This is a genomic window from Ramlibacter tataouinensis (genome assembly GCF_001580455.1).
Taxonomy (GTDB): Bacteria; Pseudomonadota; Gammaproteobacteria; order Burkholderiales; family Burkholderiaceae_C; genus Ramlibacter; species Ramlibacter tataouinensis_B.
Genome location: NZ_CP010951.1, coordinates 2,755,067 through 2,778,530, shown reverse-complemented (window position 1 = coordinate 2,778,530; position 23,464 = coordinate 2,755,067). Strand labels below are relative to the sequence as shown.

At 59.9% G+C, this 23,464-nt stretch carries 24 protein-coding genes; 14 read left to right on the top strand and 10 right to left on the bottom strand.

Going from position 1 to position 23,464, the window contains the following annotated elements:
• Positions 1–246 precede the first annotated feature (246 nt).
• The 3 genes from UC35_RS13245 (at position 247) to UC35_RS13240 (ending at position 1,527) form a co-directional block, all read left to right on the top strand.
• A complete protein-coding gene (locus UC35_RS13245) occupies positions 247–927 on the top strand; it encodes an HAD domain-containing protein (RefSeq protein WP_145979430.1) in 681 nt (226 codons plus the stop codon).
• Positions 891–998: a DUF3606 domain-containing protein gene (locus tag UC35_RS24480; protein ID WP_082793139.1), complete on the top strand. Its 108-nt coding sequence runs from the start codon at positions 891–893 to the stop codon at positions 996–998. Before UC35_RS13245 ends, UC35_RS24480 begins: the two co-directional genes overlap by 37 nt.
• A 91-nt stretch (positions 999–1,089) precedes the next feature.
• The gene (locus UC35_RS13240) at positions 1,090–1,527 is read left to right on the top strand and encodes a helix-turn-helix domain-containing protein (protein WP_061500438.1); all 438 of its coding nucleotides are present in this window, start codon (positions 1,090–1,092) and stop codon (positions 1,525–1,527) included.
• A gap of 84 nt (positions 1,528–1,611) precedes the next feature.
• Here the strand turns inward: UC35_RS13240 and UC35_RS13235 are convergent, their stop codons facing one another.
• On the bottom strand, positions 1,612–1,992 hold the full coding sequence (locus tag UC35_RS13235) for a hypothetical protein (protein WP_061500436.1): 381 nt from the start codon (positions 1,990–1,992) through the stop codon (positions 1,612–1,614).
• Positions 1,993–2,048: 56 nt separating this feature from the next.
• Between UC35_RS13235 and UC35_RS23560 the strand changes: the two genes are divergently transcribed.
• The gene (locus UC35_RS23560; protein WP_145979429.1) at positions 2,049–2,279 is read left to right on the top strand and encodes a hypothetical protein; all 231 of its coding nucleotides are present in this window, start codon (positions 2,049–2,051) and stop codon (positions 2,277–2,279) included.
• Between the two features lie 18 nt (positions 2,280–2,297).
• Positions 2,298–2,690 (top strand): hypothetical protein, encoded by a 393-nt coding sequence (locus UC35_RS24475; protein WP_145979624.1) that lies wholly within the window; start codon positions 2,298–2,300, stop codon positions 2,688–2,690.
• Positions 2,691–2,703: 13 nt separating this feature from the next.
• Here the strand turns inward: UC35_RS24475 and UC35_RS13225 are convergent, their stop codons facing one another.
• Positions 2,704–3,198 carry a DUF3016 domain-containing protein gene (locus UC35_RS13225; RefSeq protein WP_082793137.1) on the bottom strand — a complete coding sequence of 165 codons (495 nt, stop codon included), beginning with the start codon at positions 3,196–3,198 and terminating at the stop codon, positions 2,704–2,706.
• Positions 3,199–3,548: 350 nt separating this feature from the next.
• Here UC35_RS13225 and UC35_RS13220 point away from each other — a divergent pair, with 350 nt between their 5' ends.
• The 6 genes from UC35_RS13220 (at position 3,549) to UC35_RS13195 (ending at position 12,925) form a co-directional block, all read left to right on the top strand.
• Positions 3,549–4,553: a helix-turn-helix transcriptional regulator gene (locus UC35_RS13220; RefSeq protein WP_061500432.1), complete on the top strand. Its 1,005-nt coding sequence runs from the start codon at positions 3,549–3,551 to the stop codon at positions 4,551–4,553.
• Positions 4,554–4,730: 177 nt separating this feature from the next.
• Positions 4,731–5,555 (top strand): alpha/beta fold hydrolase, encoded by an 825-nt coding sequence (locus UC35_RS13215; RefSeq protein ID WP_061500429.1) that lies wholly within the window; start codon positions 4,731–4,733, stop codon positions 5,553–5,555.
• Positions 5,555–5,983, top strand: a complete 429-nt coding sequence (locus tag UC35_RS13210; protein WP_061500427.1) for a hypothetical protein — start codon at positions 5,555–5,557, stop codon at positions 5,981–5,983. Before UC35_RS13215 ends, UC35_RS13210 begins: the two co-directional genes overlap by 1 nt.
• Before the next feature lie 573 nt (positions 5,984–6,556).
• Positions 6,557–8,950 carry a S9 family peptidase gene (locus UC35_RS13205; protein ID WP_082793132.1) on the top strand — a complete coding sequence of 798 codons (2,394 nt, stop codon included), beginning with the start codon at positions 6,557–6,559 and terminating at the stop codon, positions 8,948–8,950.
• Positions 8,951–8,980: 30 nt separating this feature from the next.
• On the top strand, positions 8,981–10,111 hold the full coding sequence (locus tag UC35_RS13200) for a 3-deoxy-7-phosphoheptulonate synthase (RefSeq protein WP_061500423.1): 1,131 nt from the start codon (positions 8,981–8,983) through the stop codon (positions 10,109–10,111).
• Positions 10,112–10,783: 672 nt separating this feature from the next.
• Positions 10,784–12,925 carry a TonB-dependent receptor gene (locus UC35_RS13195; RefSeq protein WP_158513897.1) on the top strand — a complete coding sequence of 714 codons (2,142 nt, stop codon included), beginning with the start codon at positions 10,784–10,786 and terminating at the stop codon, positions 12,923–12,925.
• 98 nt (positions 12,926–13,023) lie between these two features.
• Here UC35_RS13195 and UC35_RS13190 read toward each other — a convergent pair whose 3' ends face one another.
• Together UC35_RS13190 and UC35_RS13185 are read right to left on the bottom strand one after the other, a co-directional pair.
• Positions 13,024–13,860, bottom strand: coding sequence for an alpha/beta fold hydrolase (locus UC35_RS13190; protein ID WP_145979428.1), 837 nt, complete (start codon positions 13,858–13,860; stop codon positions 13,024–13,026).
• 297 nt (positions 13,861–14,157) lie between these two features.
• Positions 14,158–15,384 (bottom strand): hypothetical protein, encoded by a 1,227-nt coding sequence (locus UC35_RS13185; protein ID WP_082793130.1) that lies wholly within the window; start codon positions 15,382–15,384, stop codon positions 14,158–14,160.
• A gap of 355 nt (positions 15,385–15,739) precedes the next feature.
• Here UC35_RS13185 and UC35_RS13180 point away from each other — a divergent pair, with 355 nt between their 5' ends.
• The 3 genes from UC35_RS13180 to UC35_RS13165 all read left to right on the top strand — a co-directional run bounded on the left by UC35_RS13180 (position 15,740) and on the right by UC35_RS13165 (position 18,605).
• Positions 15,740–17,017 carry a hypothetical protein gene (locus UC35_RS13180; protein WP_145979427.1) on the top strand — a complete coding sequence of 426 codons (1,278 nt, stop codon included), beginning with the start codon at positions 15,740–15,742 and terminating at the stop codon, positions 17,015–17,017.
• A complete protein-coding gene (locus UC35_RS13175) occupies positions 17,014–17,427 on the top strand; it encodes a hypothetical protein (RefSeq protein WP_145979426.1) in 414 nt (137 codons plus the stop codon). Before UC35_RS13180 ends, UC35_RS13175 begins: the two co-directional genes overlap by 4 nt.
• 146 nt (positions 17,428–17,573) lie before the next feature.
• A complete protein-coding gene (locus UC35_RS13165; protein WP_082793128.1) occupies positions 17,574–18,605 on the top strand; it encodes a dipeptidase in 1,032 nt (343 codons plus the stop codon).
• A gap of 218 nt (positions 18,606–18,823) precedes the next feature.
• Here the strand turns inward: UC35_RS13165 and UC35_RS13160 are convergent, their stop codons facing one another.
• The 6 genes from UC35_RS13160 to UC35_RS23100 all read right to left on the bottom strand — a co-directional run bounded on the left by UC35_RS13160 (position 18,824) and on the right by UC35_RS23100 (position 22,783).
• Positions 18,824–19,477 carry an energy transducer TonB gene (locus UC35_RS13160; protein ID WP_227820585.1) on the bottom strand — a complete coding sequence of 218 codons (654 nt, stop codon included), beginning with the start codon at positions 19,475–19,477 and terminating at the stop codon, positions 18,824–18,826.
• Positions 19,474–19,689: a hypothetical protein gene (locus tag UC35_RS13155; RefSeq protein ID WP_061500405.1), complete on the bottom strand. Its 216-nt coding sequence runs from the start codon at positions 19,687–19,689 to the stop codon at positions 19,474–19,476. The genes UC35_RS13160 and UC35_RS13155 overlap by 4 nt, the downstream gene beginning before the upstream one ends.
• A 44-nt stretch (positions 19,690–19,733) precedes the next feature.
• A complete protein-coding gene (locus UC35_RS13150) occupies positions 19,734–20,159 on the bottom strand; it encodes an ExbD/TolR family protein (RefSeq protein ID WP_061500401.1) in 426 nt (141 codons plus the stop codon).
• A 38-nt stretch (positions 20,160–20,197) separates the two neighbouring features.
• Positions 20,198–20,623, bottom strand: coding sequence for an ExbD/TolR family protein (locus UC35_RS13145; RefSeq protein ID WP_061500399.1), 426 nt, complete (start codon positions 20,621–20,623; stop codon positions 20,198–20,200).
• Positions 20,624–20,651: 28 nt separating this feature from the next.
• Positions 20,652–21,362 (bottom strand): MotA/TolQ/ExbB proton channel family protein, encoded by a 711-nt coding sequence (locus UC35_RS13140; RefSeq protein WP_321572369.1) that lies wholly within the window; start codon positions 21,360–21,362, stop codon positions 20,652–20,654.
• Between the two features lie 326 nt (positions 21,363–21,688).
• On the bottom strand, positions 21,689–22,783 hold the full coding sequence (locus UC35_RS23100) for a Glu/Leu/Phe/Val family dehydrogenase (RefSeq protein WP_082793127.1): 1,095 nt from the start codon (positions 22,781–22,783) through the stop codon (positions 21,689–21,691).
• Positions 22,784–23,464: the final 681 nt, after the last annotated feature.

The window sequence follows — 23,464 nt, the reverse complement described above, 5'->3', positions numbered from 1 at the left end:
GTGCGCGGGACTGGTGAATACGGACCGATGCTTCGATCAGGCTGTTCCGGATTCTCGAATTGTGAATGGATCGAGTTGTTTCGGGCTGAGCTCTTGCGACGTGCGCGTTCCGGCGCCCTGTGAGCAGCACTAGCGAAGGTCCGCAGGAGCACTCAAGTGAAGCCGCCGAGGGTCAGATGAATTTTCCTGCGCACCTTGACTTCGACGAAGTCTACGGAACCAACTGCACCGATGCATGCTCCCGCCATGAGCTCAAAGCCCCAACATAAGTCCGTCAGCATCGTGGACCTGCTCGGGCAAGCCGCGGCGTCGGGCGTGGATCTTGACCAGGTTCTGGAGGAGGTCTCATTTGGCCGGGCAGCAGCGGGCGAGCCGCGCCTGACGCTCGAACAGAAGCTCAAGCGATTTGACCCCAAGAAGCACGGAGGCGAGGCAATGCCGACTTCGCTTGTTGCAAGCGAGATCGTAGATGACGGCGACGACGTGCAGCGGATCCTGTTTCTGGACATCGACGGCGTGTTGCATCCCGTCGGATGCAGGAGCGCACGGCTATTCGAGCGACTGCCTCTGCTCGAGCGCCTGCTGCGCGAGCACCTACAGCTGCAGGTGGTGATCTCTAGCTCCTGGCGCGAGACACGAACGCTCGAGCGGCTGCGGCAGCCTTTTTCTCCTGAGTTGCGCATCCGTATCGTTGGGGCGACGCCGATTCTCAAGTGGCACGGAGGCAGTGGCCACCGGCAGCGGGAATGCGTGGCTTGGCTGCAGCAGCACGCCCCAGGTGAGAGCTGGATCGCGGTCGACGACGAGCCGACGTTGTACGTGCCCGGCCGCGCTGTGATATGCGACCCATTGGTCGGCCTAGACCAGCTGCAGGTTGAACAGTTAACGGAATGGGCGGGAGCCTGCACACCACGCCCGACAACCTAAAGGAAGCAGTGCAGGCCGTCGGCGGTCGGGCGGACAAGGTGCTGGAGTACCTGAAGACGCACGGACGTTGAGGGCCCCGTGTTGCAATGGCGCTGAAAGACCACAAGGCCGGGTTCCCACCCGTATTGTGCGAAACGTGAGCCCGCATGACAAAATCCGGGGATGCCGAACATTGCAAGCGTCTTAAAAGCAGAAATCGCCCGGCTTGCCCGCAAGGAGCCGCGCTTGGAGACTAACGGCCTGCGCAAGGCCGTCACCGGGTACCGCTCCGAGATTGCAGCCCTAAAGCGTCGGATCGAGCAGCTCGAGCGTCAAACTAGGCGCACTTCGAAGGCCGCCATTTCGGTTGGCAAGCCCATGGAAGACGATGCCGGCTCCCCAAAGCATCGCTTCAGCGCAAAGGGTTTTGCAATGCACAGAGCGCGCTTGGGACTTTCTGCAGCTGAGTACGGCAGGCTCTTGGGAGTTAGCGGCTTGTCCGTCTACAAGTGGGAAGGCGGCCAGGTGCATCCGCGGGCTAGCTACCTGCCCGCTATCGCAACTGTGCGGAAGATGGGCAAGCGGGAGGCTGCAAGCAAGCTAGAAGCGCTGCAAGCCTAGGCGAGGTCGAACGACTTCGACTTCCAGGCCATCAATGAATGGCGCTGCGTCGGCGGCCCACAAGCTTTGCTACCCCCGAAGGATTTAGTCGTAGCCCCAGCCGGCAAGCTTGCGCGCCAAGTACTCCAGCTCTGCCGCCAGGATGCGGGCCTGGTGGTCTAGCAGCGGTTTCGTCCTTGGAGGTGCCTCGCACCACCAGGCCTGCCGGTCGCAGATGGAGTGTTTGACGCCCTTCCTGCGGTACTCGACGCCTTCAATGAGCGCACCCCGCTGGCCGCAACACCCTACGAGCCGTGCGTGATGGAGCGCGAGCAGCTCAAACCCATCTTTCCGCCGCAGAAAGGCTCTCACCACCGAGCCGTCCACTTCGTAGTACAGCCAGCCCACAGCCGGCGTCTGCGTCCTGATTGCGTAAGGCGACAGCCGCTTGCCGTTCCCCATGAGCAACGTGACGCTGATGTACACTGTGTAAATGTACAGTTCATTGCTGGCAGAGAAAAGACGCGCTCGAGGATGACGCCTTGATCCTCCCCGCCCCCATGTTGCTGCATGAAGGTCGCAAGTCACAGCCCTTCGGTCACGACGGCTGGCTGTACGAGCTCAAGTTCGACGGCTATCGCCTGATCGCTGGCGTCAACAACGGCGATGTCGTGCTGAACACCCGCAGCGGTGCGGATGCCACGAAGTGGTTCCCCGAAATAGCTGAAGGACTGCGCCAGCTCGCCGGCGGACCTCACGTGCTGGACGGCTAGGTCTGTGTACTCGATGAACTGGGCCGCAGCGACTTCAACCGACTGCAAAGCCGCGCCCGCCGACGGCGCTGGTACGAGGGCTGTGATTCAGTTGTGTACTGTGCCTTTGACCTGCTCGCCCACGACGGCAAAAGCCTCATTGGCTGCGCGCTGGAGCACCGAAAAGCGACGCTTAAGACGCTGCTAGACCCCATGCCTACCGCTGTGATGTACGTTGGGCATTTCGGCGGTGAGCACGGCGCAACGCTCTACTCGCAGGCTGTCGCGCTCAAGCTGGAAGGCTTGGTGGCAAAGCGCTTGGGATCGAAGTACATCCCAGGCGAGCGCTCCGCGGATTGGGTCAAGTGCAAGGTGCCAAGGGCCGTGCCCCCAGAGAGGTTCGCAAAGCCTTGGCGCGAGCTGCCGGGCTAGTGCGGTGTCGCAGCTACCTGATGCCAAATCTCCTTTGAAACCAGTCGTCGAGCATCGCTTTTTCATACCGCAGCCGATCGTCGCGCCTGTACGGATTGATCCTCATCAGGAAACTCAGGTCGGCGAGATGCTCTTCGGCGCTGCCAAGCAGCTGGTCGCCGTGCATCAGCTTGTATCGCAGCTCGATGCGAGGACTTGTGATCTCCCGAACGATTCGCACGTCAAATCCTGAGGCAGATGGCTCAAAACGACCCGCCAGATCAATATCCAGAACCTCGACTGTTAATACGTCGCCGGCCGGCAAGTCGCGCTCGGCGAGGTACTTCAGGTGGTGTTCAATGTCGCGCTGCACTTGGGCGCGATCACCGCTGCTCGCTGAGAATGAATGCGAGTAGGAGGCATCCGTGTGCTTTCCCGGATCAACGAAGACGACGGACGCGCTACCGGCGGATGCGAGAGAAGCAATGGCAAGCAGGCAAAGTCCCAACACGTCCGATCGTGCATTCATCGAGCGCTCCTAGGTGCAATAAGTTGGACCTCTGGAACCGCTGGGCAGTTCCCGTGAGTCCGGATCGGGGCCAACACGAGTAACGGACGGCTGTGCACTGTCCACGGTGGTCGTGCGCCGCTGTCTCTAGACTGCAACGACCTGGAGCGCGCCGAACCTTGAACTGGCCTTCGCGCGGTGGTCGTTTCCGAGTCCTCAGACCGTCCTTAGGGGACATGCGTCGCCGTTTAGGCGAGCTGCAATTCGGCTGTATCGCACCAAGGGTAAACCCTCTCCGGGGTCGAATTGACGCGCTCCGGGTGATCGATACACTTCAAAAAATGCAGACCTGTATTTTGACGAGGTGATCCATGCGTACGGAGGCGCCGTTTTTGCCAGACCAGACCATCCGACTTGAGTCGGACTTTCACGCGGTGCTTGGATCCATGGCGAAGGATCAAGCAGGGCAGGACTGGCGTCCAGCCCATCTGACCGATGCTTCGAGAATCGTTGGAAACGGTCGGCCGCTGAAGTGGGACGCCGTCTACGTCCAACTCAATCACGGCATGTCCGTGTCTTTTGGTCAGTATGAAACCGAAGCGGGATACAGGTGCACGACCCGTGCCGATGGCTGTCTTATCGTGACAGTCATGAGCGCAGGGAAACTCTACTGCCTGGCTCCAGAAGAGACGACCCTGGAGTCCGGGCAGTGTCTCGTACGTCTGCAGCAGCGTGGCGAAACCTATTCGTGCTTGATCCCAGGGCAGCAACACGTCGCCTCAGTGCGACTCACCATTGACCCTGAAATCCTCTGCCGTGACTTCCACATGCCAGGTGGCGCAGCTTGGCTGCGGCAGAGGCTCGCGTTCCGGAAATTCGACCTGAACGCTGATGCGCGGCGTACTGCGGCGCTGTTTTACGAAGAGCACATTGACCGTCCGACGGCAACGCTGAGACTTGAGATCTTGGCGCTAGACCTCCTTCGGGCAGTCATTGATCAGCTATGTGAAAGTAGTGAAGCCGAGATTCACGTCGCCTCAGGGACCCTTCCGCCGCGAGAGGAACGCCAAGTCGTCGCGGCGCGTCGCCTGATCGAACTCCATTTCGATGACGTCCCCACGGTCACAGTGCTCGCGCGCAGGGTCGGGACGAATGCGACCAAGCTTACAAGGAACTTCAAGTTAGCCTTCGGCGAGACGATCGCCGCATTCGCTCTTCGCCTCCGAATGGAACGCGCTCGAGATTTGCTTCTCCACGAGCGGCTCGGAGTAGGCGAGGTCGCCTACCGAGTTGGATATCAACATCACAGCAGCTTCACCGCGGCATTCAGGAGCTTTTACGGGGTCTCCCCAAAGGCAGCATCATCAGTGCACTAATGCTCGCGGTGACCCTCGAGTGAGAGTGGAGCGTCACACACCGGGCAAACTGGGCAGACGAAGCCCTAAAAACTCGCACGCCCTTCACTAAGGCACTTCCGACGAAGTTCACATCCAATCGGCTCTTTCTTCGTAACCGATGCGGGAGACCGCATTGAGGAGTCAGCCTTGGATTCTGTGTTCACCGAAGTGACGACCCACAGCGGACGCATCACCGTCGAGGCCTGCGGCCCGGTCGATGCGCCCGCGCTGTTGATCGCGGTCGTCGGTACTTCCCGGGGTTTGGTGGTTGAAAGTAACGCCGCCTATCGCGCCGAGCTCGCACAGCACTATCGCCTGGTATTTTGGGACTATCCGCCGAGCCAGTTTGGCCGGGCGGCAACTAACGCACCGCCGTTCACTGCTGCGCGAGTCGTTGAAGACTACCTTGCGGTAGCCGATGCAGCGAAGGTCGGCAAGTTCGCCTATTTTGGCTATTCATTCGGCGGCAACTCCGGACTCCAGCTCGCGAAGCGGCATCCGGAGCGGCTCACCGCCTTAGTAGTCGGCGGCTGGCCGGCAATAGGTGCTGATTTCGGAGCGATGTTGACGGCTTGCCGCGGCATGTACGAGACCAGCGTCGATCCGGAGAAATATCCAAACTTCGCGTCAATGCTGCCGAGTGATCCAGAACAGCGGGCGCGAATCGTGGGGTCTTACCGCTCGTTCTTTGAGTACTACGACTCGCTGCAAGACCTCGACAAGCCAGCGCAAGAAGAACTAGCTAAATCACTAACGATGCCGCGCCTGAACTTCGCCGACGCGCTCGATATCGTGGCAAGTCTCGGACCTGGAGGTGAAGTCGGCCCTACGCTGATTCGCAATGAGGCTACTTTGAACGCCATGGGTTGGTCCACACGCGTCTTGCATGTCGCGACCGATTCGGCAACAGCCCATTCCCTCGCAATGGAAGCCAAGGTGGTGACACCGCTTTTGCGCGAATTCCTGAGAGAGGTGCTTTGATGGCAAATCCCGGCGAGGCCGATCAGCCGTTGTTCATGTCCGAGGAGCACGTCCGCATCATGAACGATCGCTTGGCGAAGTCTGATGAGGTCAAGAATGCATGTGCCGCACTGCCACGGGACGTGCTGCTGGCATTCCGACTGGTCAACGAAGACACGGGCGCTGTGCACTGGTGGCAGATGTCGTTCAAGCAGCAAGGTGGGGTTGATTTCGCGCTTGGCGAACCCGAAGGCAACGCAGATTTGCTGTTCGAATCCGGTTATTGGGCGATGCTGGCCAATACGGCCGCCCAGCGTGCCGGTGAACCTCTCCCCGAGCCACAGCCTCAAATGACCGGCGATGTGAGCGTCATGCAACTCATATCGACAGCGTTCTTGGCGACACAGCGAGCCGCGGCCGTCCCGGTCCGCATGCCGCCGCGTAAGTAGCGACAAGCATTGTCAAAGATGCGAGGATCCTTCTTGGAGCTGCATTGAGACGCACGAACTTCAGGAAGCAGACAGCGGCGCCGGCTCTTATTAGCTTACGGACGCCATCAACAGAAAGACGCGCCCTCTTTGCATAGCCAGATCTGCTAGTCTCTCACGCGCGCGCGAGCTCCTTGAAAGGGCGCCGATTCATCTGATTCAGCTGCAAGCACATGTGCGTGCTCCGAGTGAAAATCGGCCCCTAGATCCGGCCTTTCGGCGCTTCGTCCGCCCACTTCGCTTTGATGGCGCCTTCCGGGCACGAAGACGACAGCGAAGCTGTATTCGGCGAGGGGGTGAAGCCGTGGGAAAAACGCTTGCCAACTTCCATAGGTCGGAGGTGTCCATGGCGCGGCAGGAGTTGCCTTTCCGGTAGCCCTCCGACGATGCAGGCTTTTACCAAAATGTCCTTGACGACGCCCTAAGCGAACCGCGGACGTCCGCTGTAACTTGGTGCCACTGTGACAGGAAAAACATTCAGCTGATCACCCTTGTGGGCCTGCTGAACTTCGTCGAATCAAGGCAAATCGTTAGATGACTTCAAGCACAACAACGGCAATCGCCGCGGGGACAGTGATGCTCTCCGGGCTGGCAGTAGCGAATGACGACCTGGCCGTTCGCTACGAGCGCGCGGCAGCACTGTCCAGCCCCCAAGTCAGCGCGCTCGTCCAGAATGGCCGCGTGGTACCACATTGGACAGGAAATGGTGGCAAATTCTGGTACTCGCGCCGCACGAGCCAAGGGGTCGAGTACGTGCAAGTTGATCCCGACGGCACACGACAGCTGGCTTTCGATCACGGACAGATCGCGCACGCGGTGTCCGCTGCGACCGGTGTCCAGGCGTCAGCTACATCACTCCTGGTCGAGGAGATCGATTTTCCGTCACGGATCAGCCTGACGCACGCCCAGAAAAAAGTCATATGCGAACTTCCATCAACGAAATGCATGGTCGATGCGGTACCCCCTAAGCAGCCTACGGTTTCGCTATCACCCAACGGCCGGTCTGCAGTCTTCACACGCACGCACAACCTTTGGGTCCGTGACGAAAGCAGCGGTGCAGAACGGCAGCTTACGCGTGACGGCGTCGACGGGTTCGCGTGGGGCGACTCTCCTGATATTCTGATGATGTCAATTCCACGGCAGCGCTACGGCGTCTTGCCGTTTCCACCATACGGCGTCCTGTGGGCGGGCAACGGATTCATAGTAGCGACACGTGCCGATGAAAGAACCATCCAACCCACGTGGTACTTTGAACCCGTCCCGCAAGACGGTAGCTTCCTCACGAAGGTTTGGCCAGTTCGGCAAGCTCAAGTTGGAGACAAGCCGCCGACTGCCGAAACGATCATAGTCAACGCTAAATCGGGAAGTCGCGTGGCGTTGAGCGATCCGGATCTAGCAGTCGACGAAGTTCTGTTTTCGAGCGACGAGCAACAGCACTTCGTTGCGCTGGCGCGATCTGATTCGGGGCGCACGCTTGTTCTTGCTGAAATTGACGCCATCACGGGCACAGTTCGCAAAATCCATTCGGAGCGTCCTGATGGCTTCGTCAATGTCAACTCGCAGCTCTATGCCGCATCCAACATTCGAGTGATTCGCGGGGGCCGCGAGGTACTCTGGTACTCCGAGCGCAGCGGCTTTGGGCATCTATATCGCTACAGGATCTCAGACGGCGCGCTGCTGAGCGTCGTGACACGAGGTGACTGGCTGGTCAAGGACATCATCCACGTCGACGAGGGACGAAACCGCTTGTTCTTCACTGCTGTGGGACATGACGCGGCGAACCCGTACTGGCGCCGTCTGTTCCGGGTCAACTTCGACGGCACGGACCTGCGCGACCTGACTCCGGAATCCGCAGACCACGAATTCGATGGGCCGCCACATCCGCTCGTGGTGCGCCTGCTCGGATTGCCGACTCAGAAGCCGCTGATTTCGCCCGATGGGCGCGTGTTTATCGATACCGCTTCGACATTGTCGCAACCCCCGGTAACCACACTGCGTTCCACGGAAGATGGACACGTCATCGCCACCCTCGAACGCGCAGATGCAACGGCGTTGCTTTCGACCGGTTGGCGGCCGCCTGTTCCATTCGTGGCGAAGGCCGCCGACGGTAAGACGAGTCTGTATGGATCACTCTACCTTCCGGAAGGTTCTGAGAATGCGCCCGCGGGATCGATTCCCTTGATCGATGCGATCTACGGCGGCCCACAGACGACCGTCGCCCCGCAGAACTTCTTTCAAGGTTCTGGCAGCACCTTGACGTCATCGCACCCGAGCTCGATCAGAGCTCTCGGGTTCGCCGTCTTTGTCGTGGACGGCCGCGGCACCCCGCTTCGCTCAAAGGCATTTCATAACGAAGCGTTCCGTTCGAACTTCGCGGATGCCGAGATTGACGACCATGTCGCTGTTGTCAAGCAACTTGTAGAGACCCACAAGTTCCTGGACGGGTCGCGGATCGGGATCTACGGACACTCCTTTGGTGGCTATGTCACGGTACGCGCCATGCTCCGATATCCCGATGTGTACAAGGTTGGCGTTTCCTCGGCCGGCATTCACAGCGTTCAGACTACGTATGCGTCCCTAGGAACCTACCTACCTATCCCAGTCTATTCCGATGGCAGCCAACAGCGCCCAAGTCCTCAATCCGTGCCTGAGAACTATCGTCAGATGGACAACACATTGCTGGCGAGGCGGCTCTCTGGAAAGCTACTGCTGGCGTACGGCGATCTTGATGAAAACGCCCCGGTAGCCGGGACCGCGCATTTGATCGATGCTTTGGTCAAAGCAGATCGCCGATTCGATCTGCTCTATTTGCCCAACAGAGCGCATGGGTTTGCCGCCGAACCGTACTTCAAGCGACGGCTGTGGGACTATTTCGTTGAACATCTGCTGCACCAACCGCTCCCGAACCTAAGTACTGATGCCCACTAACCGCCAACTGATGGCAAGCGAAAGCGAGCCATGAGCGACGAATGCGCAGCGCCTTTCCAGGCGCCGAACAAGATGCTTCCGCATACCACGCAGGTGGACGACGTTCGTATTCGCGAGGTTCGGCCGCTAATCTCCGCGGCGCTACTGCAACATGAGCTGCCGGCAGACGCTCGACTGCAGGTCTTTATCGAGGAGATGCGACGTGAAGTTGCCGGAGTTGTGCACGGTCGGGACCCGCGCTTACTCGTAATCGTGGGTCCGTGCTCGATCCACGATCGTGACCAGACGCTGGAATATGCCCGACAACTGAAGGAGCTCTCGGACACTCTGCGCGACGACCTGCTGATCGTCATGCGTGTGTATTTCGAGAAGCCACGCACCACGGTCGGCTGGAAGGGCTACATCAATGATCCGCGCCTGGACGGTAGCTTCCGAATTAACGAGGGCCTGCGCTGTGCGCGAGAGTTGCTGCTGGAGATCGCGCACCTCGGGCTACCGGCGGGAACTGAGTTCCTCGACCTGCTCAGTCCGCAGTACATCGCGGATCTCGTGTGCTGGGGCGCGATTGGAGCCCGCACGACGGAAAGCCCGAGCCATCGCCAGCTCGCATCGGGCCTGAGCTGCTCGATTGGTTTTAAGAACGGAACCGACGGAAGTGTGCAGGTGGCGGCTGATGCGCTCACGGCCTGTCGATCGCCTCACGCGTTCATGGGCATGACAAAGATGGGCCAGGTCGCGATCTTCGAAACCGCCGGCAACGAGGACAGCCACGTGATCCTGCGTGGCGGCACGCGCGGCCCGAACTACGGGCCCGCCGATATCGACGCGGCATGTGCGGTTCTTACGAGGTCCGGTGTGCAAGAACGCCTGATGGTCGACTGCTCGCACGCCAATTCTCGAAAGGATTACCGCAAGCAGGTGGATGTGGCGACGTCGATCGCCGAGCAAGTCGAGCGCGGCGACTGGCGCATCCTGGGCGTGATGATCGAAAGCCATTTGCATGAAGGCCGCCAGGACTTGAAGCCGGGCGTGCCGCTGCTGCCCGGCGTGTCTATCACAGATGCCTGCATCGGCTGGGAGCGGACTGAGCAGGTGATGCGCGAGCTCGCGTCAGCTGCGCGTGCCCGCACCACGAAGATCAACAATCGAATGAAGTCATGACTCAAGTGCCTCACTGTTGAATCGTGCCGAAGCTGCTTCCGCAGACGCCGGGCAACTGATCTCGCGCGGCATCTTCGGTTCGTCAGGCGACGCACCCGGAAGTACGCCACCCTTCATTGCGCGCCGCGACGGCTTCGTCTTCGCTATCGACGCTTGCCATGCACAGACGTTGCAGCGAAGGCATGTTGTTCCACTGATGCGTGTACCCCTATGCATGTCGGCCTTCGACACGAGGGCGATCCAGACTTGCACGGCACCGCAGCCGGGGCGCCGTACGTGCCGAGACGAACCTTGCGGCCTTCGCCGGGCGCGGCGAGGTCTGAAGCTTCGGGGTATCCGCCGCGTTGCAGCGCAGGTACAAGGCGAGGGACCGTTGGGCAGACGGTCAGCGCGGAAATCGGATTGATGTTGCATGCGGTGCCGGCCGAAGGAAGAAGCTTCGCAATGACTAATAAGTAAGCCTCTTTTCACTAAATCCCATCAGCCCTGCCCTCGTTTAATTGACTCCAGACGGCTTCCGTCCAGCTCCCGAATCAGGTGCCCGCTCCTGATCTTTGACCCCCCGCGCCCAAAGTGGCGGAGAAGACAATGACGAAGAAACTACAGTCCGTTCGGAGACAAGTCGAGAGGATTCGAGTGCAGCCCAGGGCCACGTGCCTCGCCATACTGACCATGTGCGTCGGTCATCAGGCCTTTGCACAGCAAGCTTCGCCCGCACCCTCCAGCGTGGCCCTGGACGCGGTCACGGTGACTACCAACAAACGTCCTCAGCTCCAGCGGGAAGTCGCGGGATCGGTTTCCACGGTCGATGGCGCCGATCTTGAGAATCGAGGCTCGAAGGATCAGGAGGATGTCTTCAAGCTGACTCCGGGCGTTCAGTTTACGAAAGGTGAGCCCACCACCTCCAGCGTGACCATTCGCGGAATTGGCACGTCCAACTGCGCCATCTGTGGGGGCGTGGTCCAGGGAACGACCGGCTTCTACCTCGAAGACGTTCCCCTCACTGACCCGTACGGTTCGTCGTCGGTCCTTGATCTCTATCCTTTTGACCTGGATCGCATCGAGGTGCTCAGGGGCCCGCAGGGCGCTCTCTACGGATCCTCCTCTCTTGGTGGAGCCGTTCGATATCTCGTTGCCAAGCCGAACCTGAAGGCGATGGAAGCATCTGTGCTGGTCAACGGGACCCAGGTTTCTGGAGGCAGCGCCGGCTACTCGGCATTCGCGATGCTGAACACGCCCCTGGGGGACAGTTCCGCGGCGGCTCGCTTCGTTGTATTCGACCGGAAAGACGGCGGCTATGTGGACAACCTTGGAACCGGAAAAACGGACGCGAACGAGCTGCGCCAGCGCGGTGGCCGTGTTGGGGTAACAGTAAAGCCGACTCGGGATCTGTCGATTACGGGCATGCTCCTCACGCAAGAGGTCAAGACCGGCGATACGTCTGCAGTGTCGCCGGACCCGACCAAGCTGGAGATCAGCACTCCGACTGCTACAACGCTCAAGTCGCGGCTAGACTTTGGCAACCTGCAGGCCGACTACGACCTTGGCCCGGTGATGCTCACCTCCATCACCGGCTTTTGGCGAAAGGAAGGCGATCTCCACTACGACTCGACGCGCATCTACCAGGATCTGGGTACGGGCTTTGGCTTGCCGCGTCTCCCCGTCGTCGTCGCGCCCACCATCACGACCTACAGGGCAGGCTCTGAGGAGTTCAGGGTCAGTTCCAACCAGCCAGGACCACTCTCATTCGTCGCAGGCGCGTTCTATCAGCGGACCGAGTACCGCGCCGACGGTTCGATCTTGGCTCCGGGAGGAACCGCCTTGTGGGGTGCCCTGGGTACCATCCTTATTCCGAACGACACCATCGGGGTGACCAACGGATCAGCAGAAACGTCCGAGAAGGCTCTTTTTGCCGATGGTGAGTACTCATTCGGCAACGGTTGGAGCGCCGGTCTTGGTGCACGATGGTATCGCACGACCGTTGCGAGCGATCTCTCTCTGACGCTTCTCGGTATGCCCAGTGCTGCAACTGGGAGCACTTCCGAGTCCGGCACCACACCGAAGGCGACGATCAAGTACCGTTTCGGTGACAACCTGTGGTACGCACTCTATAGCGAGGGTTATCGGTTCGGTGGAGTTAACCCCGTCGGGACGTTCAAGCCATTCAACTCGGACAGTCTGAAGAACTACGAAACTGGGGTGCGACTAGCCCCTGCCAAGAATCTCCTGCTCGACGTCACCGCCTTCTACATGGACTGGTCGGACGCCCAGGTGAACTCGTTCGATACCAGTGGACCGATTCCGCTGTCGATCGTTGCGAACGTGGGCAAGGCCACCAACAAGGGCCTCGAAGTCGCTCTGGACTACCGTGCAACCGGATCGCTTCGCCTCAACGCGGCGGTCGCATACACTGACGCGAAAACCGCAGCGGACTTCCCCAGCGGTGCCGTGCCAGGAGCGATCGTTCCCACCGGATCCAGACTTCCCGGGACGCCTCATTTCCAGTCCGTGCTATCAGCTAACTACTCCTTTGACGGCCCGTGGGAGTCCAGAGCCACAGCCTTCGCGACGCACTCCTATGTCGGGTCTCGCACCATGGACATCGACGGAATCCGCAGCGCCCCCGGCTACGGGACCCTTGACGTAGGCATTCGTTTCGTCCGAGACAATTGGACACTCGGGCTCAACTTGGCAAACGTTTTCAACGAGCGCGGGATTGTTGGTCTCTTTGGTGGCGTGCCTGGGGTTCCCTACACCGACTACTACCTGCAGCGGCCGCGGACATTCACCGCGTCCCTGCGGTGGGACATGTAGTCGCTCAAGACTCAAACACAAGGGCCTCGAGGCAACTCGGGGCCCTTGTGCTTTGAGCTTGGAAATCGGCGGCGACGGCAACGTCCCGCCAAGGAACGTCAGAGTACTTGCGTGAGGAACTCGTCAAGCAGGGGAGCAACAACGCCGGCGTCCATTGCCACAAAGTGAGCAGTCGCAGAGTCCTTCGCGACATGCAATACGCGAGTTGCCCAGCCCATGGACCTGAGCTCCGCTTCGTTGCGAATCAGCCTCGGTCCGATCTCCGCGCCAGGCCCCAAGGTGCCTACAACATCCAATGCATCGGCGAAGTTCAAGCGTGGCATCTTGAGGGACATCGCCAGGCTCCGTTGCGCAGCGTCATCGAAGTCTTGGAGCACCTCATAATACTCAACGAAATTGAGATACTGGTTCACGATACGCTGGCGCTGTACTGGATCCGTTGGCAGCGCTGCAGCGAACTCCGGATACTTCTCGGAGTCCACGCTGCTTTCGTACAGCCCGCGGGATCCGGCAAGCATGGCACCAAAACCTCCCTCCATGGCAGGCCATCCGCCAATAGCCAAGGCAGTGAGGCGGTCCGGATGACGCATTGCGAGCTGAAGACCCGAGTTGCCTCCGAATGAGTATCCGAAGTACGCGAACTTCTGGATGCCAGCGATATCGGCAACGGCGATGTAATCGTCAACTACGCGCGACGGGGTCATTGGAGGAGCATCGCCAGCGCGTTCACCGCCGAAGGGGCCCGGAGGATAGTCCCAGAAGACCAAGCGGTACTTCTGCCCCAATGCCTCGCGGTACGCCAGGCTGGGTCCTGGGCCGAATCCACGAGATGTGCCTATCACTGCAATCAAGAGCGCGGGTGCATGCGTAGGCCCGCATGCTTCCACGCGAATGCGGCCGCTAAGCGTGACCGCTTCAAAGAACGTCGATTCCACTGTAGCTCCTCAGGAAAATTGGGTCTCAAATACCGGAGAAGCCATTAGAGCGGTCGACGGGGCGACTGCCTTAGTCGCGCATGCCGGACCTTTTAGGATGTCCGCCGACCGATTCACCGGCGCTCAGTGCATCAGCTGTGAGGACGAAGCAGATTTCGGCGATACCTCATAGAAACTTCTGAACGCTGCAGTGAAACTGGTAGCAACCGGCCGCGCGCCGTCAATTCACTGAATTGACGGTTTTTTGGTCGCGAAGCCCGCCAGCCTGTCACGCGCCGATAATCCGCTGCGTTCCGCCTAAATCGTCCGCCTTGCGTCGTGAATCACCACTTCATCAGGAAACCGGGCACGCGCGAGCGTCTGAAAGTCCTCGTCTCTACCGCTCATGAACCGGCTAAAGAATGCGCCAACCATGCCCTTCTGAATTTCCAGCACGCGGATTCCACCAGGGAAGCACACGAAACCAGGGATCGAACCGAAGAGGAGCGGCAAGTCGGAGAAGTCGCCGTGTGCAGCACCTCTGATGGACACATGATGAACTCGCTTGTCGGGTGTGCCGTCGTCGTGCGTGTAGCAGGCATGCAGCATCCCAAGCGACTCCTCGGTCGGCGACGGCAACTGTCTTCCCATCATCGCCGTCATGGCTAAGCTTGTGCTCATGTCTTCCGTCAGGCAGAGCACCGGAACACCCAGCACCCGACGAAGCGGCTCCGCCGTAAACAGGCCTCCGTCCAAGTTCACAAACGCTCGGGTCCGGACGTCCTTCATGGTTGCCAGCGCTGCCGCGTGAGCCCCATAGGACATGCCGAAGTAGCCGACGTCAGGCTTTAGCGATTTCGCAAGGAGACCGACGCTTCCTTCAAGGATCTGATCCGCGGTGAAGACCATGTCATCGGCCCATACGTTCGCAAGCTTACCAAGCCATGAGCTTCTCAATGGGCGAATCAGCCGGCCCAGCGATTCAAGGCGTTCAGCCAAGCTTTCCGAAGTGCACCAAGCGGTATTGGCAGTCAACGCAGCTTGTGCTTGCTGCAAGTCGGCCAGGAGTGTCGGATTTGACGTCACGAACTCACCCTCCGCCGTTACGTAGCTTCCCGCTTCGTGCGGATGCGCAACGCTCGCGACGACGAACCCAAGGCTGGCCAAGTGCTCCATGAGTACCGTGCTCTGCTCGCGATACAGTCCTCCTCCGTGGCAAAAGACCAGCAGGGGAAAGTCCCCTGCAGCGACTGGCGCGTCCACTCTGCCGGCCGTCAGAATCTCGGAAAGCCGCACCTGCTGTTCTGAAGGGATCTTGAAGAGATCGAAGAAGTCGCTCATGCCTTTGAGTTCTTCGCGCTTCAAATAGGGCTTCCGACGTTGCTGTCCCGCCGATGCAGCGGGGTACCAGCAAGTCACTGTCAGGGTGCGACCCACGTGAGGAGGAACCGCGTACATGGTTGCGCGTCCGTCATCGCGGAGATCGAACTCTGTGACGCCCACGGCGTGAGGACCGGAGGGGATCGGCCAATCGTCCAGTGTCATTTCAGTGGCTCAGTCGGAAGTTAAAGGGTTGGCGCATTGTCCATCCGTCCGATACCGATGAGAGGGCCAAAACTTTGGGAATTGCGATGCCATTTTTAGGAGCATCTTTCCTAATTGCACGAGCCTAAGTTTCAGTAGGTGTGCACAAAATTCCCTCTCTTCCCGTCAAGTAAGCTATCTCCATGAGTCACTCGACATCACTCTCAAGGCTTGGCGACTCGTATTGGCAGTTCGTTCGCGAAGAGCTTCCATTGTTGGGTCTGATGGCCGGCCAACCAACGGGATTCGAATTGCTGCGCGAGGCACCGGACGACCACGAGCGTCGCTTACAGCGCGCCACCGCTTGCTGGTAGCCATGAATTCGAAGCTCCCCTGGCCTCACCCCAAAGGGGATCATCCCGTTGGAGTCCTTGACTTCGACCTCGATGATTCGTCTCGCGCGTCGCCGTATGCCGATCCGCCTCACATCGGAAGGCGCCTCACCGTCACCGCGTGGTATCCGGCTGCGCCCACCGAAGGATTCCTGCGCCGCACCTACTTGCGTCCTGAGGAGGTTGCCGACGGTGTTCATTCGTTCTTCAATCTGCTCCAGGTCCCACACGACCACCAAGTCGCCATCGGGGCGATCGAGACAGCTTCCTACGCGAACGCACCTTGTGCGCCAGGACCGTGGCCACTTCTGGTGTTTTGCCATGGAGGCGGCCTCTATCGCGAGCAAAACACTCGCTTGATGGAGTATCTGGCGAGCCACGGCTACGTCATCGTCAGCATTGCCAGGCCACATGAGAGCGGCAGCTATGTAGCCGCCGACGGGCGGCTAGTCCGAATGAGTCCTCGGATTGTGGGCGATACACCAAAGCTCAACGAACTCCTTGCGGACATGACGCGCAGCATGCACGGTCCTGTCTTCCAAGAGCGGCTCGAGTTGGGGCACAGGGTCGCCGCGGAGTTGCGTAGTGTTTGGATCGGCCGGCTGGCTTCCACGTGGACGGAGGACCAAGTCTTGGTGGTCGATCGCCTCCTGAATGGCGAAGTGGACGAGTTGGCCGGAAAGCTGAAATCCGAGGTGGGCTACTTTGGCATGTCGTACGGCGCTCACATATCGGCTTTGTCGGCGCTGCAAGACGCGCGAGCCCGAGCGTGCGTCAATCTGGATGGAGGAGTCTTCACGTCTGAACCGATCGGGCGCGAACTCGGTGTACCGATGCTCTGCATTGGTGAGGATGCCCACTTCGCTCTGACTGCGGTCGGATTCAACGTGCCTCCAGCAACGACGGAGGCGATGTCGGCGACCGAGTATGCCTTTGCACGAGCGGACCGAATCGCGCCCCTCCACCCAGTGTATCGCACGACATTCCTGCGGTCGAACCACGGGGACGTCACGGATTGGCCGGTCTTGGCTTCGACCCCTGGACAAACCTATGACCCAGGGGAGCGCGCGATTGACCTCCAATGCCGTCTGGTGGGGGATTTCTTCGACACCTTCGTCCGCAGGATGGACGTCGGATTTCCCGAGGACACTTGGCGCGCCTTTGCCGACGCCTTGATCGTTCATCGGCAGCAGTGGGAGGAGTCTCCTCGGAGCTCGCTCGAACTCTCTGCGTCTCACGGTTCCAAGGACCAAGCCCTATGACAACATCGAAGCCACTCTTCATGTCGCCCGAGCACGTCGACATCATGAACACGCAACTTGCCGCGTCTGAAGAGCTACGCGCGTCCTGCGCGAGGTTACCCAAGGACCTCTTGATCGCCTATCGCCTTGTTGACGAGGATACTGGGGCGGTGCATTGGTGGCAGTTGATTCTTTCTGTGCGCGACTGCGTCTACTTCACCCTCGAGGAACCAGCATCGCCACCTTCCGTCACCTTCGAAAGTGGCTACTGGGCAATGCTCGAGGGCACCATGGCACAACGTGAGGGCCGCCCGTCGACCGCCACCCCGCCCAAACTGATCGGGGATCCGGCTGCACTCGAAGTCATGAGTGAAACGTGGGGCTTGGCCCAGCGAATTGCGAAGGTCGATGTTGAGATGCCCACTCGATAGTCGCCACATGGGGCCCAGGACGCTTCACGCTGCAACCCTGTACTGACCAAGAGGTTCACTCTCGGAGCAGACAAAGCAGGTGATGCGCGAGTTCGCGTCAGCGGCGCGTGCGCGCGCCACGAAGGCCATCAACCGAAAATGACGTCATGACTCAAGTGCCTCAAGGCAACTGTTTGGATCGCGCTCGAGCTCTCATCGAAGGCTCGCTGGTGTGGGATAACCATACCTGTCTGCCTTTGCGTCCTCAGGAAACCAGTTTCTTTCCCCAGCTGCAGCGGCACAAAGCCGCTGGATTTGACGCCGTGACGATCAACGTCGGTTTCGGCGAGCAAGGGGTCGAAGAGCATGTTCGCATGCTCGCTGCTCTACGGCTGTGGTTCAGTCAACATGCTGACGAATACGTCGTTTTGGATGAAGCTCACGACGTTGAGTACGCACGACAGACCGACCGTCTTGGTGTCGCATTTGACATTGAAGGCGCGAACGCTATTGCCAATCAGATCAGCTTGATCGAGCTCTATCGCGAACTCGGTGTCCGCTGGATGTCACTGGTGTACAACACGAACAACCTGGTAGGCGGCGGATGCCAGGACGAAGACACTGGCTTGACGCCGTTCGGTCGCCAAGTCGTTGCTGAAATGGAGCGTGTAGGTATGTTGGTCTGCATCAGCCACACGGGACATCGGACGGCGTGCGACGTATTGAACCTGGCGACACGTCCAGTGATCTTCTCCCATAGCAATTGCGCGGCCCTCCAGGCGCATCCTCGCAACATTCCAGACGCCATGATTCGCGCCTGTGCTAGGACTGGCGGCGTTGTCGGTTTGAACGGAGTGGGGATCTTTCTGGGGCGGAACGACAGCTCAAGTGACGCGTACGCGCGGCATGTTGATCATGTCGTGCAGATTGTCGGTCCCGAACATGCCTGCATCGCTCTCGACTACATCTTCGACATGAGTGAGCTCGATGAGTTGGTGTCAAAGAAGCCGCACATTTTTCCATCAGGGATGGGCTATATGAGTGGGATGCGCTTTGTCGCGCCAGAGCAGCTGACCGAGATCGTCGCGGTACTTCAAGGCTGGGGGTATGCGGATGAAGATCTTCAGAAGATTCTCGGTGGGAACCTCGCACGGTTGATTCAGGAGGCCTCGAACTGTTCGGTGCGGTCGGTGGACTGACCCACTGACGAGCCAAGGCAGCATCACGCAGTGCGGCCCGCGATTCGTCGGGCGACAGCTGCTGCGGCATGTGCCATCCCCCGACTTCGGCCGCATCCGCAACAATGTTCCTGGCGTCCTCGGCCAGAGCGCTCGTTGGCGGCGGCCGCGCGGCGCGGGGCGTACTTGCAGAGGCCCCGGCCTGCGAGCGGACTCCGGACGATCCCAGGCCTTGATCCTCATTCAATTCTGAAAGCGAATTCCTGAGTTGCGATGATGTCCCCGGCGCCGCTGTTTACGCAGCCGTACTGCATCATGGCGGTACGCACCGCGTTGTGATAGACGCGCGGTCCGGACAGGATTTCCACCTCTACCACCTTGCCGCCACGGATGGTGGCCTGAGCCCTCACCTGGCCCTCAACCCCTTGCTTGATCGCTTGTTGCGGCATCTCGGGCTTGATCTGCCTCGGGCAGGCCACGCCCATTTCCTGCCGGCCCACCGGGGCGGCGGGCGGCGGTGGCGGTGCGATAACGGGCGGCTCCGGTGGCGGCGTCTGCACCGCGGCAATCGCTGGCGCGGTGGACGGCGGCGTCACTTCCGGTGGCGGCACGAACGGCGGCGGCGGCGCCTCGACCTTCGGCGTGACCGGCTTGACGATTTCCTTTGGTGGAGGTGGAGGCGGAGGCGGCGGCGGCGGCGGCGGGATGATCACTTCCTGGATCACCGCCGCTTCCATTGGCTTCTTGAGAATCTTCAGCGCATCGCGCGCAGTGCCGGTGATCAACCCCCACAACACGAGTGCATGAACGCCCGCTACCAGCGCTACGCCGAGCATGCGAGGGAGCATCCGGCCGCCGCGGTAGGCGGGATGTGGCGCGAATGCCGTGCTCACTGCGGCGCCTCCTTGAACTGAGACTGGTGCGTCAGGCTGACGTCAGTGGCGGAATAGCTCATGTCCGGGCCTTCGATAGCAATTCGGAAGCCGTGCATACGAGCGGCCATGATCAATCCGCGCAGCTCGCTCTCCAGCTCTAGCTGGACCGCGTCCCGCGGCAAGGGATTTGCGCGTTCGGCGGGTACGAAAGTGGGCAGGTGATAGTGCATGGGATGGACTCCGCCGGAACGTTCCAGCTCGGGATGGCGCGTTCTCATAGCAGGAACTGCTCATGGCCTATGACGGCCATCTTGTTGAGCCCCTTGCGTTTGGACGAGGACAGCACGTTGGCGAACACCGCATAGCTGCAGCTCTTGTTCGGCCGGACATGCACTTCCGGCTGCGGGTTCATCGTGCTCACCACGTTCATCTTCTCTTCGAGTTCAGCCGCCGACACCGGCAGGCCCTGCCAGTAAACCGTGCTGTTCTCGTCGATGTCGATCTGCACCATTTCCGGCTTGACGTTGCTGGCGGGCGGCGTACCCACCGGCATCTCCAGATTGACCGCGTGCAGCTGGATCGGAATGGTGATGATCAGCATCACCAGGAGCACCAGCATCACGTCGATGAGCGGCGTGGTGTTGATGTCCATCATGACCTCGGGGTCCCCGTGGCCGAAGCGCCTGGAGTTCAGGCCCATATGCGTCTTCCTTGGAATGTCTTGCGCCCGTGTTGGGCTCAGCCGCCCAATGGCGGCGGTTCGGTGATGAAGGCCACCTTGGTGATGCCAGCGCGCTGGCAGGCCAGCAGGATCTTGCCCACGCCTTCGTAGCGCGAGGACAGGTCACCGCGGATGTGCACTTCGGGCTGCGGCGTCATCTTCGAGACGTTCTTCAGCTTGGCCACGAGCGCATCGGTATTGGGCATCTTGGCGTCGTACCAGTAGATGCTGCCGCTGGTGTCCACCGAAATGATGATGTTCTCGGGCTTGGTCTCACGCACCTCGACGCGCTCCTTGGGGAGCGTGACGGGAATCGAGGTGGTGACCACCGGAATGGTGATCAGGAAGATGATCAGCAGCACCAGCATCACGTCCACCAGGGGCGTCGTGTTGATGGTGGAGATGACGTCGTCGTCCGACGCCGGTCCGACAGCCATTGCCATGGCTCAGTCTCCGATCGCTGTGCGAGCTTCAGGCGGCTTTGCCGGCCGAGCCCACGATGACAGCGTTGAGCTCGTCGGCGAATTCACGCACTTCGTCCATCACCGCCTTGTTGCGGCGAGCCAGCCAGTTATAGGCCAGCACCGCGGGAATCGCGACCGCCAGGCCGATGGCCGTCATGATCAGCGCCTCGCCCACCGGGCCGGCGACCTTGTCGATCGAGGCCTGGCCGGAGATGCCGATGGCCGTGAGCGCGTGGTAGATACCCCACACCGTGCCGAACAGGCCGACGAAGGGCGAGGTGGAACCCACGGTGGCCAGGAAGGCCAGGCCGCCTTGCGTGGTGGCATGCACGCGGTCCACGGCCGCGGTGATGCTCATGGGGATCCAGTCGGCCATGGGGATGTGGCTCTTCAGGCCGCCATGGTCGGTGGTTGCCGCTGCACCGGCTTCAGCGATAAAGCGATAGGCACTGTTCTTCTCGAGCGCACCGGCGGCCGTGCGAACAGACGGCTGGTCCCAGAACTTTAGGTCCACCGTTCGTGCGTGGCGGTTCATCTTCGACTGCTCGAGCAGCTTGGTGATCAGGATGTACCAGCTGCCGGCGCTCATGATGGCCAGGAGCACCAGCACGGCGCGCGCGATGTTGTCGGACCCCTTCCACAGGGCTTCCATGCCATAGGGGTTGCTCAACGCGTCAGTGGACGCGCCGATGCCCTTCGTCGCCGATCCTTGCGACATGGGAACAACCGATGCTGCTTCGCCTTGAATCTGGGACGTCGCAACTGATCCGTTTCCAATGCCAGTCGATGGCTCCGGTATCGTGGACTGAGCCAATGCGTGTCCGAAAGAAACTGAAAGCAGGGCAGCGCAAGCCGCCGCACGAAAGAACTTTGTCACTGTGAGATACCTCTTGCAATCGATCGACATCAAACGGTCAAAACACCGGATGTCCAACGTTAGTCCTTCGCACGTTTTTCGGCTTTGGAACCAGACACGAATTCTTAGGCTCGGCTCTCGACATAGACAGAGTCTGGTTGAGTTTCACGCCTTCGCAATACTTGTCGCTAAGGTACCTCGCGAGACCAGCTAGATCCCAGCCCGATCTTTTGGCGTGCCCACGTTTCGGCAACTTCCGCGGGTGAGCCGCCTGACTGACAGCGTTCAAGCAACTCAGCCACTCGGCCAGCGATCAGTGCCACTTCACTCATCACTTCCGACTCACTCCCTGTCCCGAGGTATTCGCGAGCCACGCTGACAATTCCACCAGCGTTGATGAGGAAATCCGGCAAGTAGAGGACCCCTCTGTCACGTAGCATGACGCCGTCCTCTGGCCGCGAGAGCTGATTGTTCGCAGCGCCGGCCACGATTGAGGCACGGATCTTTGGCACCGAAGTTGAATTGAGGACGCCGCCTAGCGCACAGGGAGCCAGCACATCTGCACTCACTTCGAGAATTTCTTCCGGACTTACGCGTCGGGCGCCAAATCGACCAATCGCTTTTGCGACGCGTAGTTCGTCTACGTCGGCAACGATGAGTTGTGCCCCGCTGTCCGACAGATACTCGCAAAGTGCCAGTCCAACAGATCCAAGGCCTTGCACTGCGACGGTCGATCCCTTAAGCGATTTCTTTAGGTGCAACCGCAGACCTTGTTCGATCGCAAGAAACACTCCCCATGCGGTCTTGGGTGATGGATCCCCACCAAATTTCCCCTGGCGGGGAAGTCCACTTACAAACTTAGAGCGCGATGCAACCATGCGCATGTCCGCGGTCGTCGTTCCAACATCTTCTGCGGTGATGTATCGTCCGCCTGCTGAATTCACGAGATCACCGAACGCGTGAAATAGTTGACTGCGGTCGATCGACGCTCCTTCTGGAGCAATGATCACAGCCTTGCCGCCACCGAATGGAAGGTCGGCCAGAGCGTTCTTAAACGTCATCCCCTGCGAGAGGCGAAGCGCATCGGTTAGCGCCGCAAGGTCGGAGGCATATCGCCACATTCGGCATCCTCCAAAGGCTGGTCCCCGGCTCGTATTGTGTATGGCCACGATGGACCGCAATCCACCATCCGAGTCCGAACCAAACAGGATCAACTCATGGGGGTCCTCCCCAGGCAAGCCGAACAATGAGGTAGGCACACTGTGCGTAGGTTTCGTATTCATGCGTATGTCGTGATTGCTGGACGAGGGGGCTGTCGCTTCGCCCAAGAACATGTCACTGTGTCCTTTGTGGTCTCGCTTCGCGGCACTGCGCGATGTGTTCCGCTTCGAAAAAGATTGCGCGCAACTTCGGATCTCTGCTTGTGTGCGCCGCCGATCGGCAGTACTGCCATTGATCGGCAGAAGGTTGCGCTCCTGCATTGACAGCTGACGAAAGACGAACCACTGCGAGTTGGCTGTGGCCGAATTGAATGCTTCGCTCCAATAGTTTTAGAGCGCAATCCTCTGCGAGTGGTGAATTCAGGAATTGGCGTGCGATCATAGAATTTCGTCTGTTGCTCGATTGCGCTTGTCAATCGTAGTTGGCCTGAGCCGATCGCGGCTTCCTATCCTATGGCGAGTAAACAATGGCCTAAAGGTTGATGGGTGCGGCCAAAAAAGGCAGGGGCGCCCGATGTTGAAAAAAGAGATGGGGCATAAATGTGTTCCACTTGTACGGTCGACAACGCTGTATGCCCGCGAGGAAGCCGCGCCCACGGTGCGTGCATTTCCATAAGTTTTTGATGCTTTCCCCGAAATCTGGCTTCGCCGATTCCATCTAACATGGGGCCGAGCCCGGACCTCACCTTTGGGTCCGTGGGACTCGCGGTTCTCTAAGACCTTTTCGGCCGCGCTGCGGCCGAT

Bases quoted from the DNA above. Each gene is read 5' to 3' on its own strand.
- UC35_RS13245 (WP_145979430.1), top strand. From the start codon at position 247: ATGAGCTCAAAGCCCCAACATAAGTCCGTCAGCATCGTGGACCTGCTC.
- UC35_RS24480 (WP_082793139.1), top strand. From the start codon at position 891: ATGGGCGGGAGCCTGCACACCACGCCCGACAACCTAAAGGAAGCAGTG.
- UC35_RS13240 (WP_061500438.1), top strand. From the start codon at position 1,090: ATGCCGAACATTGCAAGCGTCTTAAAAGCAGAAATCGCCCGGCTTGCC.
- UC35_RS13225 (WP_082793137.1), bottom strand. From the start codon at position 3,198: ATGAATGCACGATCGGACGTGTTGGGACTTTGCCTGCTTGCCATTGCT.
- UC35_RS13220 (WP_061500432.1), top strand. From the start codon at position 3,549: ATGCGTACGGAGGCGCCGTTTTTGCCAGACCAGACCATCCGACTTGAG.
- UC35_RS13210 (WP_061500427.1), top strand. From the start codon at position 5,555: ATGGCAAATCCCGGCGAGGCCGATCAGCCGTTGTTCATGTCCGAGGAG.
- UC35_RS13205 (WP_082793132.1), top strand. From the start codon at position 6,557: ATGACTTCAAGCACAACAACGGCAATCGCCGCGGGGACAGTGATGCTC.
- UC35_RS13200 (WP_061500423.1), top strand. From the start codon at position 8,981: ATGAGCGACGAATGCGCAGCGCCTTTCCAGGCGCCGAACAAGATGCTT.
- UC35_RS13195 (WP_158513897.1), top strand. From the start codon at position 10,784: ATGTGCGTCGGTCATCAGGCCTTTGCACAGCAAGCTTCGCCCGCACCC.
- UC35_RS13185 (WP_082793130.1), bottom strand. From the start codon at position 15,384: ATGACACTGGACGATTGGCCGATCCCCTCCGGTCCTCACGCCGTGGGC.
- UC35_RS13180 (WP_145979427.1), top strand. From the start codon at position 15,740: ATGAATTCGAAGCTCCCCTGGCCTCACCCCAAAGGGGATCATCCCGTT.
- UC35_RS13175 (WP_145979426.1), top strand. From the start codon at position 17,014: ATGACAACATCGAAGCCACTCTTCATGTCGCCCGAGCACGTCGACATC.
- UC35_RS13165 (WP_082793128.1), top strand. From the start codon at position 17,574: ATGACTCAAGTGCCTCAAGGCAACTGTTTGGATCGCGCTCGAGCTCTC.
- UC35_RS13155 (WP_061500405.1), bottom strand. From the start codon at position 19,689: ATGCACTATCACCTGCCCACTTTCGTACCCGCCGAACGCGCAAATCCC.
- UC35_RS13150 (WP_061500401.1), bottom strand. From the start codon at position 20,159: ATGGGCCTGAACTCCAGGCGCTTCGGCCACGGGGACCCCGAGGTCATG.
- UC35_RS13145 (WP_061500399.1), bottom strand. From the start codon at position 20,623: ATGGCAATGGCTGTCGGACCGGCGTCGGACGACGACGTCATCTCCACC.
- UC35_RS13140 (WP_321572369.1), bottom strand. From the start codon at position 21,362: ATGTCGCAAGGATCGGCGACGAAGGGCATCGGCGCGTCCACTGACGCG.
- UC35_RS23100 (WP_082793127.1), bottom strand. From the start codon at position 22,783: ATGAATACGAAACCTACGCACAGTGTGCCTACCTCATTGTTCGGCTTG.